Origin of the sequence: Solibacillus cecembensis (assembly GCF_050272495.1) — a bacterium.
Classification (GTDB): domain Bacteria; phylum Bacillota; class Bacilli; order Bacillales_A; family Planococcaceae; genus Solibacillus; species Solibacillus cecembensis.
In genome coordinates, this window is record NZ_JBNNMF010000005.1 from 160,852 (window position 1) to 176,800 (window position 15,949).

At 36.1% G+C, this 15,949-nt stretch carries 11 protein-coding genes and 1 other annotated feature; of the genes, 4 read left to right on the forward strand and 7 right to left on the reverse strand.

Features of this window, described 5'->3' with window-relative positions:
- Nucleotides 1-3: 3 nt before the first annotated feature.
- A complete protein-coding gene (locus tag ACQKIH_RS06545; protein WP_427764254.1) occupies nt 4-3,273 on the reverse strand; it encodes a hypothetical protein in 3,270 nt (1,089 codons plus the stop codon).
- Between the two features lie 190 nt (nt 3,274-3,463).
- A complete protein-coding gene (locus ACQKIH_RS06550) occupies nt 3,464-3,898 on the reverse strand; it encodes an SRPBCC family protein (RefSeq protein ID WP_427764256.1) in 435 nt (144 codons plus the stop codon).
- Between the two features lie 323 nt (nt 3,899-4,221).
- Here ACQKIH_RS06550 and ACQKIH_RS06555 point away from each other — a divergent pair, with 323 nt between their 5' ends.
- Nucleotides 4,222-5,940 (forward strand): HD-GYP domain-containing protein, encoded by a 1,719-nt coding sequence (locus ACQKIH_RS06555; RefSeq protein ID WP_427764259.1) that lies wholly within the window; start codon nt 4,222-4,224, stop codon nt 5,938-5,940.
- Nucleotides 5,941-6,045: 105 nt separating this feature from the next.
- Here the strand turns inward: ACQKIH_RS06555 and ACQKIH_RS06560 are convergent, their stop codons facing one another.
- From ACQKIH_RS06560 to ACQKIH_RS06570, 3 genes are all read right to left on the reverse strand, one after another.
- Entirely contained in the window at nt 6,046-6,735 is a 690-nt protein-coding gene (locus ACQKIH_RS06560) for a response regulator transcription factor (protein ID WP_057989020.1), read from the reverse strand.
- A gap of 153 nt (nt 6,736-6,888) precedes the next feature.
- Complete coding sequence (gene leuS / locus ACQKIH_RS06565; protein ID WP_057989019.1) at nt 6,889-9,303, reverse strand: leucine--tRNA ligase; 2,415 nt, start codon at nt 9,301-9,303, stop codon at nt 6,889-6,891.
- Nucleotides 9,304-9,472: 169 nt separating this feature from the next.
- Nucleotides 9,473-9,687, reverse strand: a binding site (T-box leader).
- A 105-nt stretch (nt 9,688-9,792) separates the two neighbouring features.
- Nucleotides 9,793-10,962 (reverse strand): MDR family MFS transporter, encoded by a 1,170-nt coding sequence (locus ACQKIH_RS06570; protein ID WP_057989017.1) that lies wholly within the window; start codon nt 10,960-10,962, stop codon nt 9,793-9,795.
- A 194-nt stretch (nt 10,963-11,156) separates the two neighbouring features.
- Between ACQKIH_RS06570 and mnmL the strand changes: the two genes are divergently transcribed.
- The 3 genes from mnmL to ACQKIH_RS06585 all read left to right on the forward strand — a co-directional run bounded on the left by mnmL (nt 11,157) and on the right by ACQKIH_RS06585 (nt 13,392).
- On the forward strand, nt 11,157-12,113 hold the full coding sequence (mnmL, locus tag ACQKIH_RS06575; RefSeq protein ID WP_427764264.1) for a tRNA modification radical SAM protein MnmL/YtqA: 957 nt from the start codon (nt 11,157-11,159) through the stop codon (nt 12,111-12,113).
- Nucleotides 12,113-12,694 (forward strand): tRNA 5-(aminomethyl)-2-thiouridylate-methyltransferase MnmM, encoded by a 582-nt coding sequence (gene mnmM, locus ACQKIH_RS06580; RefSeq protein ID WP_427764267.1) that lies wholly within the window; start codon nt 12,113-12,115, stop codon nt 12,692-12,694. The genes mnmL and mnmM overlap by 1 nt, the downstream gene beginning before the upstream one ends.
- A 140-nt stretch (nt 12,695-12,834) precedes the next feature.
- Complete coding sequence (locus tag ACQKIH_RS06585) at nt 12,835-13,392, forward strand: hypothetical protein (protein WP_427764270.1); 558 nt, start codon at nt 12,835-12,837, stop codon at nt 13,390-13,392.
- An 83-nt stretch (nt 13,393-13,475) separates the two neighbouring features.
- Here the strand turns inward: ACQKIH_RS06585 and ACQKIH_RS06590 are convergent, their stop codons facing one another.
- A complete protein-coding gene (locus ACQKIH_RS06590) occupies nt 13,476-14,936 on the reverse strand; it encodes an alanine/glycine:cation symporter family protein (RefSeq protein ID WP_427764273.1) in 1,461 nt (486 codons plus the stop codon).
- Between the two features lie 125 nt (nt 14,937-15,061).
- Nucleotides 15,062-15,865: an alpha/beta hydrolase gene (locus tag ACQKIH_RS06595; protein ID WP_057989009.1), complete on the reverse strand. Its 804-nt coding sequence runs from the start codon at nt 15,863-15,865 to the stop codon at nt 15,062-15,064.
- Nucleotides 15,866-15,949 lie beyond the last annotated feature (84 nt).

The following is a 15,949-nucleotide window of genomic DNA, read 5'->3' on the forward strand; positions in this document are numbered from 1 at the left end:
CCACTACTTTCGACCTGGATACATCGTTAAATATAATTTTTCTTGTTGCCTCGATAATCGATTAAACGCTTTTTGCCAATCTTTGCGGGCTGCTTCTTTTTCGACTTTATTTTCATCTTCATCTCCAATAGTCCCAATAATATCCTCTATAAGGCGCACTTCTTTCACTTTAAGTAAATCACTTTCTGCTCTAGTCAGCTTCGAATAGTTTTTCACAAGGCTATGTTCTTCTGGTAATAACAAGTCGTATGCATTTCTACTAGCGGTAACAGCAGCCTGTAAATCGGTAACATAGTCCCCATCGATACCCACTAAACCATTGATCATATTGATTAAATCTAACGCTTTCGTATTCTTATCACGCTGTTCGATTTCTAGCTTAATCATATTATTTTGAATGTCAACGTGCACAAGTCTAGCTTGCTGGTCTGTCAATGCATTGAAAGCTTGTATTGTAGAAGTAACAGAAGTAGGCATATTTTCTTGCATTTTCGCATATTTCGCATTAAATGCTTCAACTTTTTTTACATCCGCTAGAGCTTGTTTTAAAATATGGTAATTTTGAACTTTCTTTTTCTCAGCTGAAGAAAACGTTTTGTATTCAGCTTCTAATTTTTTTATTCCCTCAACAGTAGCACCGCCAGTATTAAGCTCGACTATTTTTTCATCAAAAGCCCCTAACAGACCATTCGTGCCTCCCATAGAAGCGATTAACGTCGTATATGTTGCATTCTGGGCTGCAAACTTTTGCTGAGTGGCAGGTAATTTTAAAAATGCCTTTTGAACACCTTCAATTTTTGAATAACGCTTTCCTGCATCTGCCTCCATAGCAGCTTGATCAACCTTTTTCAAAAATGACTTTACAGCTTTAATATCTTTTTCTGCTGCTTGTAGTGCCGCGTAATTTGTTACATATTTGCGCGCTTTCGAAGGCAAGCCATTTTTATATTTCAGTACGACTGCTTCAATCGCTTGTGAATAAGTATTAAAATCCCCTGTAACTAATGCAAGTGCCGTATCAATTTCACCTATAAATGCCGTCCCTTGGTCTTTAGCCGTTTTTTCCTCTTCTGTTAGTGGCTTGTCGTCTGGATTTTGCTCTGGCTCTCCTGGTGCTTTCAGTTTATCTAGATCAGCTGCCGCTATTAAAGATTTTTGCAGAGACGTCAATTTATTAAACGCTTTTGTTGTACTGTTATATGCCGATTTTAATTTTGATGAATATTTTCCACCACCTGATTCAAATAACACTCCATAATTATCGAGCTGTTTGCGCACTTTTTCAGCAATTTTTATATCCTTCTGTAGCTGTAAAAATTGTGTATAGCCAGTTATTTTTATTGAGGATTCTTTTGATAGTGCTTTGTAGTCAGTGATAACTTTATTGATTTCTTCAGTAGTCGGAATCGCTTTATACGAGTTGGTATCGCCCAGTGTAATGAATTTATTAATCCCTTCTTGAACGAGTTTAACATCCGCTTCTGCTGCCTTTTCAGCTAATATCAGCTTACTCTTCGAACTTTCGGGATGATCCTCATCATAAATATAAGAAGGAACTAAACTTTGTTGCTTCACATTTAATTTTTCAAAATCCTTGCGAACAGATTTTGCAGCTGTTTTCTGCTTTTTCACTGTTGCAGTAAGATCAATTTTTTCTACCTTTGTGAGGAATGCTTGTACTTTTTTAATATCTGATTTCGCTGTTGTTAAAATATCTTGATTTTGTATCGTCATTTGATAGTCATTTGATAATTCAGCAATGCGATTTTCGATTTTTGTAATAGCTTCTTGTAATTTAGCAATTTCCTTTTCTTTATATTGCACTAATTCATACGACTGACCTGTTCCACCTGTTGTTAAGTCCTCTAAGAGACCTAAAATATCTTTATTAATGGCGATTACTTCAGTAATTTCAAATGTACTAAGCTCATCGACTATACCCAATTTAATATCAGCGAACATCAAACTTCCAGTATCTAGGCTACGTTGCAATAAATCCAATTGTTCATATTCTGCCCAAAGTGATTTAAATTCTTGTAACTTATCTGTAGCATCCGTTATTCCTTTTGCTTTGTCGACTTTCTCTTTTAATGCCGTCATTAATGCGTGATCTTCTGTGGCACGTTTTAAAATATCATAGTTTGTAATATTCGCTTTAGCTGCTGCTGTTAGTGCTGCATACTTACTATTAAGGTCATTTATTTCATCACCGAATGATTTTATTTTATCTGGATTATAAACTTTTGATTTATTCGTATCATCTGTCCCCAATAAACTTTTAATTTCCAGGATAAGAGCCTCCGCGGGGGTATTAGCCACCGTTATAATTGGTGAGTTGTTTGATTTCGGTTCCGCTGTACCAACTTTGGCTGTTACGCGCACAACAATATTCTTCATTTCTTTATCTAGTGCGTCTTTTGGAATTGTATACGTTGCAGCAGTTGCTCCCTCTATATAAGAATAAGAACCATTCACTTCATACATCCATTGATACGAATATGCAATTTGGTTTGCCTTTAACTCTCTAACATCATCTTTCACAACTGGATTCGCAACAGTTAATTTATCACCTGGTAGGGCGAACTTATCTGGTGAAAATCCTGTCACAGTCGGCACACCTACTATTAAATCTAATTCTTTAATTTTTGCTGGTGCACTTGTATATGTTTGCCCAGACTCCGATTTCGCTTCAACGATTAGATCTTTCCCCGCTGCTTCAACTGGTATGATTAATTCATATTTCGTTGCACCAGCAATAGGTGTTTTTTTGCCATTTTCAAAGTAATACCATTGATATGATTTGAAAGTTTCTCCTAAACTCTTAATTTCAGCATATATAATATCGTTGACAAATGTATCTTTCTGCGCTGGGTCCTTTGCTGGTTCATTTTTCGTTTTCTTATTTATTATCTTAATCGTCTTATCCACTACTATTTTTTCACTTGTATGCACAGTGCCATCATCCATCGTCACTTTTACAATAAGCGCTTTGCCAATATCTCCTGAACGGATAGTATAGGTTTTTGCCTCTGCATCAGTGATTGGTGTAGGATTTGCATCTAATCCCTCATCATAAAACCACTGATATTCCAAATTTACATTTGTCGGCAATGCTGAAATATCAGCTGTTAATACATCACCTACAATATTATTACCAAGAATCTTTACCGAGCTCGCCTCTGCAGCAAATGCATCCATCGGCACAACAAGTGCTGCTGTAGCTATCGCTGTCGTTGCAAATAATTTATTGAAATTCGAACTACTTTTCTTCATAATATTTCCTCCTATTATCATTAAATTCAATATGTATACTAACTTGAATATGAAAATCCCTATACCTCTGCACTAATTATCGGCAAATATTACAAGTTATTTAGAACCATTTCTTATTCTACCATTATTTTGTATAATGAACTAAAAAGACCCATTAGAAAATTTATAACTTTTCTAATGGGCTATAAAATTACGCTTGAATATTACGTGCTATTTTTTCTGTTAAACGTGATGTTACTTTTGGTAACAGTACTTTAATCGCTGGAGTTAAAACAGCGCCAGATAAGCCACCCGCGTTGATTTCTACAGTGCCTGTCATCATCGTGCCGCTCCCACTTACTTCGGCTTTGAATTCGCCGCCACCTGTGAAGTTATCGGATAAACCTTTAATTTCAAATTTAATATTTGTTGGTTCATTGAACTCGACAATTTTAATTTCAAGTTCTACTTTTTTCTTTAGACCTTTAAAATTCCCTTCAAAAGTCCACTTCGACGTTTGTTCATCGATTTCTGTGTGCTCTTTATACGCAGGAACTAAAGTTGCCCACTTTTCAATTTTGCTTACAAAGCTCCATACCTTGTCTTGACTTACTGGAATTTGAACTGAATGTGATGCTTGTGCCATCTTTATACACTACTTTCTTCTATTAAATCGTTAAATGTTATAAATCATTTACTTATATAGTATTACATAAAATAACTATGTACTGAATAGTTATTTTGCCTCACGAAATCCTATTCCAACAGATAATTATGTAATGTTTACCTATGATATATCCATCTATTATTGTGACTTATTTCACAGACACAACCATTTACTTATTATAAAATAAAAAAATCGACTGAATAGTCAGTAAACCATTATTAAGATATATTTTCACTAGATTATGTCCCTAACGCCTTCGTAATACCATAATTATTACAATAATTAAAAGGAGTGTTCCCCCTTTGTCAAACACAGTACAAATTTCAATTAATGATGTTGCAATCGGTGATATTTTATCGAGTGATTTATTTGTTGACCGCAAACTTTTTATGAAGAAAGACAATTCACTCACTTCAAAAGCAATTGATTTGTTAAAAAAGAACCATATTTATTTCGTCACTATTTATCGCAGTCCACATCATGCAAAACATGTCAATCAAACAGCTGGGCAACCCTCCTCTGATAAACATACGTTGGATTGGGATGAACTGCTTTTAAGCGTTACAGACATTTCAAACTCAGTGCCTATTCCCCTAGCCAACTCAACTGTTGAATTTTATTCCCTTTTAGCCGAATTAGATACCGAAATTCGCTACGGACAGATTTTAAAAAACGAAGCAGATATATTATACTTAGCCGATCTATATGACCAAATTTTAAGCAATGCGCCTTATAAGGATTATTTAACTCAGCTCAAAAATTGGGATTATTATTCTTATTTGCATTGTATTGATGCATTTATTCTTGGTACTCTATTTGCTAGAAAAATGCGTTTAAAAAATTTAGAAAGGCTCGCAATTGGCTACTTATTACATGATATTGGCAAGCTGAAAATTCCTCTAGTTATTTTGCAAAAACCGAGTAAACTAACTAGGCAAGAATTCGAAATTATGAAAACGCATACAGTTGAAGGGGAAGCTATTTTCAAGAAGCTGGGTTTATCTGATATTGCCTATTTAGCAAAATCTCATCATGAACGGAAAGATGGGGGAGGTTATCCGCAGTATCAAAATGCTCATGATTTTGCAATGGAATTAGAAATTTTACAAATTATAGATGTCTATTCAGCAATTACGATGAAACGTGTTTATCGGGATGCATTGCGCGCTGCTGACGCATTTAGCCTTTTATATCGAGATGCTCATATATTAAATAGTGAATTATTAACGGAATTTGTAGATTTTATTAGAATCTATCCTGAAAATTCAATAGTGCTCCTTTCAGATGGCAAACTTGCAATTGTTGAAAAAAATAATCCGCAATTTCCAACATCACCTAGAGTAAAATATATTGACACTAGAAAGGCATTTCACGTATCCATTAATAATCATATTAAGATCAAAAAATTAATTTCCTATCAGCCAGAAAACCTTACACAAATGCTCAATAATTTTTACAATGAACTTGTTAGCGCAAATGTTGAAAATGCGAAAAAGACCTATTTAAAACTTGTTGATAATTTTAAAGGCTATGAGTTTTATATTAAAATATTTATACCGGTGTATCGCATTTTAAATCTTTTACAAATGCAAAAAGCGATTCCAGAAAGTCGCTATCAGCAGGTTATGTCTTATATAGATGAGTTAATGAAGAAAAAAATAGAAGAATTGATCGATCATAATGACTATGACGAACATGTACTGATTTTAGTGGATGCAGCTTTTCAAAAGCAATTTTTATTTACGGCACTTATTGGTTTAATGCATACTGAGCGGATTTTCCCTCATGTACTTCCAACTGATGCGATACTAGAAGAAATTTTATGGATATCAAATAATAATAACTGTACAAAAACATATGTTATTTATGATTCAGAACATCCTAATACGCTGCTCAATTATTCACCAAATACATTCAAAATATCTACAAACCAATTAGAACAATATATGGTGAATTTAACAGTGGAAAGTAAAGATGCTCTTCAGTTCCATAATCTTTTAGACAAATTTGCTTCCAAGTAACAAGTGATTGCATACGCACTTAAATATCATGAAAAAAGAGGTGGGCTCGTGCATATGAGCCCATCTCTTTTTTCATTGATTCACTATGGATTAATTGTTATCTTTCTACTCTTCTAAGTTCGTATTAAATGTATACCCAAACCCTCTTACGGTTTGTATAATTTTAGGCTTCGCAGAGTTTTTTTCAATCTTTTTTCTAAGCATGCTTATATGTACTGCGACCGCTTTCAAGTCTACTATTTCTTCAAAACCCCATACATTATTAATAATTTGATCTACACTTAATACTTGATTCCGGTGTTCAACCAAATAAAATAATATTTGCCTTTCTTTTGTATAGAGATGTAATTTCTCCCCCGCTTTATGGACGGACTTTTCTTCAAAATCAATAACTATATCATTCAAAGTATATTGGTTTTTCCGTTGGCCATTTTTGCGATTTAAATGTGCCTTTATTCTAGCGATTACTTCTTTGGGAATAAAAGGTTTTGTAATATAATCGGCTGCACCTACATCAAACCCCTGTAACTTGTCTTCTATCGTATCGTTCGCGGTGACAAAAAAAATGATTGCTTCGGACTGTTCACGTATTCGCTTTACTAAATCAACGCCATTTCCATCTGGTAAATTGATATCGACTAACATTAAATCAATTGCCTCCGTCGTAATTAACTTCCAGCCTTCTTCTATAGTTGTCGCTTTTAACGTGTGATATCCTGCATTTTGAACATACAATGAAAGCACTTCTAAAATATCAGCATCATCTTCAATAATTAATATTGTTGATTCTTCCACAAGTGTTCACTTCCTTTTTTAAAACATTCTATATAGTTCTAATCGCACAGTACCTATCCTAAAATAATACCATACGCCATTTCCTTTTAACACAAAAAATGACATTTCGACCAAAAGCCGAAATGTCATTTTAAAAATTTAATTTACATCAAATTATTTAACAACAATGTTTACTAATTTCCCTGGAATAACAACGACTTTTACAACCGTTTTCCCGTCGATAAACTCTTGAACTCTGCTATCCTCAAGTGCTACTTTTTCTAAATCTTCTTTAGAAATATCTTTCGCTACTTGTACTTTCGCACGGACTTTACCTAATACTTGCACAACGATTTCTACTTCATCATCTACAAGCTTCGAGTCGTCCGCTGTTGGCCACTCTGTATAGGTAATTGTACCTTCATGGCCTAAAATCGCCCAAATTTCTTCTGCTACGTGTGGTGCGATTGGTGCTAATAATTTCACAAAGCCTTCTACATATTCAACTGGAATCACATCCGCTTTATAGCCATCGTTAATGAATACCATCATTTGTGAAATCGCTGTATTGAAACGGATTCCTTCATAATTTTCCGTCACTTTTTTCACTGTTTGGTGATACACTTTTTCTAACGTTTTATCATCCGAAACTTGAACTTTTGCCGCTAATTGACCTTCTTCTGTTATGAATAAGCGCCAAATACGATCTAAGAAACGACGCGCCCCATCTAAACCATTTGTGCTCCATGCAATCGATGCTTCTAATGGACCCATGAACATTTCGTATAGACGTAATGTATCAGCACCATGTGATTCAATAATATCATCTGGATTGACAACATTTCCTAATGACTTAGACATTTTCACATTACCTTCACCTAAGATCATTCCTTGGTTAAATAACTTTTGGAATGGCTCTTTTGTGTGTACAATGCCTAAATCGTACAGCACTTTATGCCAGAAGCGTGCGTACAGTAAGTGAAGTACCGCATGCTCCGCGCCACCAATGTAAATATCAACTGGTAACCAACGTTTTAGTAATTCTGGATCTGCTAATGCTTCATCATTTGTTGGATCAATATAGCGTAAGAAGTACCATGAAGAACCTGCCCACTGCGGCATTGTGTTCGTTTCACGACGACCTTTTAAACCTGTTTCAGGGTGTACAACATTTACCCACTCATCGATATTGGCAAGTGGAGATTCACCTGTACCTGATGGACGAATATTTTCTGTTTTTGGTAACTCTAATGGCAACTGATCCACTGGAATCGTTGTCATTGTGCCATCTTCCCAGTGAATTATTGGAATTGGCTCACCCCAATAACGTTGACGAGAGAATAACCAGTCACGTAAACGATACGTTATTTTCTTTTCACCGACACCGTTTTCTACTAACCAAGCAATCGCTTTTGCAATGCCGTCTTCTTTATTTAAACCGTCTAGGAAATCAGAATTGATGTGAACACCGTCACCAGTGAACGCTTCTGTTTCAATATTGCCACCTTCTAAAACAGCAACAATGTCTAAGCCAAATTCTTTTGCGAATTCATAGTCACGCTCGTCATGTCCTGGAACCGCCATAATCGCACCTGTACCGTAAGTAGCTAATACATAGTCAGCAATCCAGATTGGGACTTGCTTGCCATTAATTGGATTCACCGCATATGCACCCGTGAATACACCTGTTTTTTCTTTCGCTAAATCTGTACGCTCAAGATCAGATTTTAATGCTACTTTTTCTAAATAAGCTTCTACCGCTGCTTTTTGGTCAGCTGAAGTAATTTCTGCTACTAATTTATGCTCTGGTGCAAGTACACAGTATGTTGCTCCGAATAATGTATCTGGACGCGTTGTAAATACTTCAAAGTCTTTGTCAGTATCTGCAATCGTGAATTTCACTTGTGCGCCTTCAGAACGCCCAATCCAGTTACGTTGCATATCTTTAATTGATTCTGGCCAATCCACATCTACAAGGTCATCAATTAAACGGTCAGCGTATTTTGTAATACGTAAAACCCATTGACGCATTGGACGACGCACTACTGGGTGGCTACCGCGCTCAGAAAGCCCATCAATTACTTCCTCATTGGCAAGTACTGTTCCTAGTGCTTCACACCAGTTAACTGCTACTTCATCCACATAAGCTAAATCCATTTCCACTAATTTTGTGAAAATCCATTGTGTCCATTTGTAATAAGACGGATCTGTCGTATTAATTTCACGATCCCAGTCATATGAGAAGCCAAGCTCTTGAATTTGACGCTTGAATGTTGCGATGTTTTTCGCTGTAAATTCAGCAGGGTCATTTCCTGTATCAAGTGCATATTGCTCTGCTGGTAAACCAAATGCATCCCAGCCAATTGGATGTAGCACATTATAGCCTTGCATACGTTTAAAACGTGAAAGAATATCTGTTGCTGTGTACCCTTCTGGATGCCCTACATGTAGACCTGCACCCGATGGATAAGGGAACATATCAAGTGCATAAAACTTTGGTTTATCCACTTCATTTTCCGTTTTAAACGTTTTATTGTCGGCCCAATATTTCTGCCATTTCTTTTCGACTTGTTGATGATTAAAGCTCACAATAATTCCTCCTCTAATTTACGATTGCTGTGATTAGAAAGATATTTCTTGTACGAAGGTCGCGCAAGGTGTTCTTCTTTCTTATGTGGATGCCTTTGAAAATGTATTGTGCGCATCGAATTGACGGAATATTTGAAAAACAAAAAAATCCCGTCCCATTCTTATAATAAGAAGGGACGAGAGATATTTAATACTCCCGCGGTACCACCCACATTAGTGACACTGCACTCAGCTTGATTTCTTAACGCGAATACACGGCTTTAGTTACTATTCGTTCACCAAAGCTAACTCAAAGGCGAGTTCGACTTACGACCTACTAGCTTTCACCAACCGCTAGCTCTCTAAAAGGAAGAACCGTCTACTATTCCTTATCACAGTCATTTTTTAATATTTCATTCATTTTAGCGGATTGGCGACAAAAGCACAAGTAGTTGATTATCATTTACTGGCATTTTCAATATGTTAACTGCCCTTTCCTCAATCCACTTGTCAGATCTCCTCGTTTTTTAATCCTCGATCATATAACAAACACGGTATAATCGCTACAATCAATATAACCGTTAAGATGAGCATTAATACTTGCATTCCATATAAATCTACCATTAATCCACCAAATAATGGACCAATCATTCTTCCTACCGTTGTAGCACTGTTTACTAATCCTTGATAAAACCCTTCCTGTCCAGATGGCGCCATTTTATTTGCTAGCATTGGGATAACGGGTGAGAAAAATACTTCCCCTAAAGTTAAAATAACCATCGCTGCGGCAAACATTTTAAAATCACCTGCAAAGTATACGACGAAAAAGGACACGGACATTAATGCTAAACCAAGTACAAGCTGATGTTTGATTTTCTTTTCCCAACGCGTCACAAGTGGTTTAATAATTGGCTGAACCGCCACAATCATAAAGCCGTTCAATGTCCACAGTAAACTATATTGCGACAAACTCATGCCTAGTGACTGCGTGTAAGAGGAGATTGTTGCACTCCATTGCGAATAGGACAGCCAGCATAATACTAATGAAATACTTAAAATACTCAGCGCAATAAGAGGCGCTTTCGCTTTTTTATCATTCGTTTCGGACATTACTTTTTTCCGTGTTACTTTACCTGAATCAAAGCGCTTAAATGTAAAGATAACAATAAAGAAGAACACAATATAAGCAATTAAATTCGACATAAAGACCCATTCAAATTGAATGTCTGCGATGACTCCTGCAAGTGCTGGACCAATCGCTACCCCTACATTATTTGCTAAGAAGATGGCATTGAAAGATTTCCTGCCCCCTTCTGGCCAAGCACTTCCCGCAATGGCATAAAGCGCAGGAAATACAATCCCTCCACTAAAGCCAAGCATCGTTAAGAAAATAATGTACTGCGGCCATTCATGCCACATCGTAAGTAATGAAATGGATATTAAATTTAATATGACGCCTATTAATATTGTTTTATAACCACCAAGCTTATCAAACAATATTCCTCCCAATATATTGCCAAACACACCCGCTAACGAATTGAGCATCAATACAAAGCCCGCCATCGTTAGCGTCTTTCCTAAATAATCATGTATGTAAATACTATTTAACGGCCATAGAAATGAATTCCCCACTGTATTTACAAATGTCCCCATTATTAAAAGCCAAACTTGTTTTGGCATGTAATTTCCTCCTAAAATGACAATTTGCATTGGATTAGTTTATTCCTTTAAACGGAAAATTTCAATCAATTTCGCATTGGTGTAATTGTGTCCAAGGCATTTATCTTCATAAAAAATGAAGATAAATAAGATTTTCTATTAGTACCGCCTATATGTACATGTTAAAATAAAACGTTAGAGGAGTGAATAAACTAATGACTGAAATAAATTTCCCTTTCCCATCAGATGGAAAGCGCTATTATACATGGAACCGTTATTTACGAAATGAATTTGGTAAGAAAGTTTATAAAGTGGCCTTGGATGCTGGCTTTGATTGTCCAAACCGAGATGGTACGGTCGCTTTTGGGGGTTGTACTTTTTGTTCGGCTGCTGGTTCAGGGGATTTTGCTGGCGATAAGGTAGATCCAATTTCTGTACAATTTGAAAAAATCAAAACAAAAATGGAGAGCAAATGGAAAGATGGTTTAACGATGGCCTATTTCCAAGCTTATACGAATACCCACGCACCGCTACCTGTTTTAAAGGAAAAGTTCGAGGCAGCACTTGCTTGTGAAGGTGTCATGGGACTGAGTATCGCAACACGCCCAGACTGCTTACCAGATGATGTTGTTGAATATTTAGCAGAATTAAATGAACGCACATATCTTTGGGTTGAGTTAGGCTTGCAAACAGTGCACGAAAAAACTGCGAATTTAATTAACCGCGCGCATGATTATGAAATGTATGTTGAAGGGGTTAATAAGCTGCGCAAACATGGTATCCGTGTTGTCACACATATTATTAACGGCTTACCGCTAGAAGATTACGACATGATGATGGAAACGACTCGTGAAGTGGCAAAACTGGATGTACAAGGAATTAAAATCCATTTACTGCATCTTTTAAAAGGCACACCACTTGTAAAGCAATACGAAAAAGGAATGCTTGAATTTATGGACAAGGATGCCTACATTCAACTTGTTGCCGACCAACTTGAAATACTTCCACCGGAAATGATTGTTCACCGCATTACAGGCGACGGTCCGATTGATTTAATGATTGGTCCGATGTGGTCTGTGAATAAGTGGGAAGTATTAAATGGTATTGATGCCGAGTTAGAACGCCGAGGCAGTTGGCAAGGGAAATTTTATCAAGCGGATGTGAAGAAATAATGAAGCTACAACGCGTAATTCAATATGCTCAAAATTTACTTCAAATGTCGATTGGAGAAGGTGATATTGCGGTTGATGCAACGGCTGGTAATGGACATGACACATTATTTTTAGCAAACTTAGTTGGCGATGATGGCTATGTTTACGCCTTTGATGTACAAAAAGATGCCGTAAACGCGACACTTCATAGGTTGCTTGACAGCTCACTTGAACACCGCGCACTCGTTTTGCGTGATGGGCATGAGAACATAGGAAAATACGTAACAAAGCCCGTTGCAGGTGCCATTTTCAATCTTGGTTATTTGCCAGGTAGTGATCATTCTATTATTACGAAACCAAATACGACAATACAAGCACTTGAAAGTTTATTGCCTTTATTAAAAATTGGTGGGGTTATTGTATTAGTTGTCTATCATGGGCATGAAGGTGGTAAAGAGGAACGAGATGAAGTCATTCGTTTTGTAAGCGAATTACCACAAAAATCGGTACATGTTTTAAAATATGAATTTTTAAATCAAAAAAATGATCCTCCGTTTGTTATCGCTTTGGAGAAGGTGAAAGAACTTCCTGAGGAAAACTGATTTTTATTAAGTAAAAAACAGAGCACCATTAAAATGAATTAATTTTAAGCTGAACTAATTTTTGGATTAGTTCAGCTTTTTTCGTTGACGTATTATTGTAACTACACAGGGCAAACTAAATTTAAAAATAATTTAGGATGATGAAATTGTTTAAAAATATTCCATTCCTCGTAAGTTTGTTAAGCATTCTTGTTTTGGGAGCAAATTATGCACAGAGTTCTAGAAATACCACCGAAGAGCCTCCATCCTTTGAGGAAATATTCACTGAAGAAGGATACAAAACAGTAAATGCTGCTTTAGACGATTTCGAACAACATTTCAATCAACAACTAAAATTGCCATTTAGAGTACCACCGATAAGCTTTACTCATCAATTTGGTCGATTCAACAATTTAGACGGCGAGATCAATGATACGTTTGAAATGAATTTCATAAGTGACCAATTTCCTGGGAATCATTTCAAAATTGATGTTCGGCCACTTAAGCATAAAATAGACTTTAGTGACAAGCTCATTCCAAAAACTTTTAAGTTAAATAGTGGTACTATCGCTCTGTATGAAGATAAATTAGTTCGTGGTTTTAATTTGTTAATTTTCGAAAAAGATGGTTGGCAATATGTGTTCAGTATTAATAAAAAAGTTGCTGATGAAGTAACACCTGAAATACTAGTTCAAATAGCGAATTCTATAGATTATTGAATATATGAATTTACAAAACATCTGTTGTCTACTCAAAAAAAAATCGTCATCTGGAATACTCCCCAAACGACGATTTTTCATGATTATTCTTTTTTATACGTTTCCCAGAACTTCGCATTTTTAATACCTAGTTTAATAGGATCGAAGACTGGATCTTTTCCTTCTTTTTTCTGTTGCTCATAATCTCTTAAAGCAAGAAGTGCTGGTTTCATAATAAATAGCATCATAATGACATTTATCCATACCGTCAAACCTAACCCAACGTCACCGAATGCCCAGGCTAAATCGGATGTTTTCACCGTTCCATAGAATGCCGATGCTAGAAGAATTAACTTCATAAGGAATACGCCCACTTTTTCTGCTGTTCCAGATACTAAATAGGAGACGTTTGTTTCTGCTACATAGTAGTAAGCCATTAATGTTGTAAAAGCAAATAAGAATAGCGCTACTGCAACAAAGCTTGAACCAAAATTATTTAATGTTGGGAATGCTTCATTCGCTGCAGCTTGTGTAAATCCTGTATACGTAATGGAAGCATCCATTTTCGCCTCAATTAAAGCTCCATCCTGGCTGCCATCATGGACGTTATAAGTGCCCATAAATAAAATCATAAAGGCTGTTGCTGAACATACTAAAAGTGTATCAATATACACAGATGCCGCTTGCACTAAACCTTGTTTTGCTGGATGTGAAACTTCAGCAGCTGCAGCCGGGTGAGCCCCTGTACCTTGACCTGCTTCGTTTGAATAGATCGCACGCTTTACACCCCAGAAAATTGCACTACCAATCATTCCTCCAAATACCGCATCCGTACTAAATGCACTGCGGAAGATTAACGAGAAGATGGCAGGTACTTCAGAAATATTCATGATAATGACAATTCCAGCTACAATTAAATAGCCTAAAGCCATAACTGGTACTAAAATTTGAGCTACATTCGCAATACGTTTAACTCCACCAAAAATAATAATTCCTAATAAAATAATCGTTACAAGTCCAGTAACCCACGGCTCAATTCCAAATGCATTATCTACCGCTCCTGCAATCGCATTCGCTTGCACACCTGGCATTAGCACCGCTACAGAAAGAATAGCAGAAATTGCGAAAATTACACCTAAAATACGAATACCTGTCGCTTTTTCAATGTAGAAAGCCGGACCACCGCGATACTGTCCATTTTTCTTTTCTTTATAAATTTGAGCTAACGTGGATTCCATATACGCTGTTGACGCGCCAATGAATGCCGTAACCCACATCCAAAAGATTGCACCTGGACCACCAAAAGCAATAGCCGATGCCGTACCAATAATATTCCCCGTACCTACACGACCCGACAATGCAATCGACATTGCTTGGAAGGAAGATACACCAGCATCCGACTTTTCGCCTGTGAACATTAATACAAACATGTCCTTAATTAATCGAATTTGGGCAAACTTTGTCAAAACAGAGAAAAGTAAACCTACAATTAAAATACCGTAAATCATTACTGGACCCCAAAGTATATTATTAGCCCAGCCTACAAAATCATTAACAAATCCCATTAAGTCACCCCTTTGGTAAACATTGTATTATTTCTATATTTAGTATATTACAAGTTTTCAAAATATTCGATATAAATTTTTTGCTTATAAAAAAAACCTAACAAAAATTTTTGTTAGGCTTTCTATTATTCTATTATATATCCTAAATCTCGCAGTACATTATTTATAAAATCTACTGTAAATTGGAATACTTCTTCACGTTCTACTTCAAAATATAAACTATGGAGACAATCATTCCATTCTTTATAATGATATTCGGATAAACTTTGATTTGCTAACCATCTTTTAGATGCCGAACTATCTGCAACTCTATCTTTTTCACCATTCATGAGTAGAAGCGGGATATTTGGGAGTTTAAATTCCGGATCACGCAAGTCCCTCGTTAAGTTTTTCCAATCGCGATACCACTTTACCGTAACGATATTTTTTAAAGGTAAATGTTCTTTTAACTCAAGTAAAACATCTGTATTTCTAGAAAAATGATGCAATGTCAATTCATGTGCTAATTTTACATTTGATGTAATGGCACTTAAGCTTGCTAAGGCATTCGGCATCTTCCCTGGCGTTAACTTTAAATTAATCCACGGGGATGTGATGACTAAACCCGCACATTCAATTTTATTTTGTTGCAACGCTTTTAAAGCAATTGCGCCACCTAGACCATTTCCAATTACAAATAGAGGTAAATTATATTCAAGTGCTACATTTAATAATAATTTTGTATAGGTTAAATAGCCTTTAAAACCTTCATCATGATACCTTAAATATTGATCCTGTTTACCATGCCCAGGCAAATCGCCCATAACGACATGAAAACCGGCGCTTCGAAATCTTTCGATTAACCATGCGTACCAGTGATGATGCTCGTATGCACTATGCAGTATTACTACTACAGCTTTTGGTTGCCCTTCAGCTTCCCATTTCCACATGGTCTAACCCCCTTAATACTGAACTTATCTTATTATAAGGTATCTTTTAAAAAATGAAATGATATTTAAATATTCCTAATCATT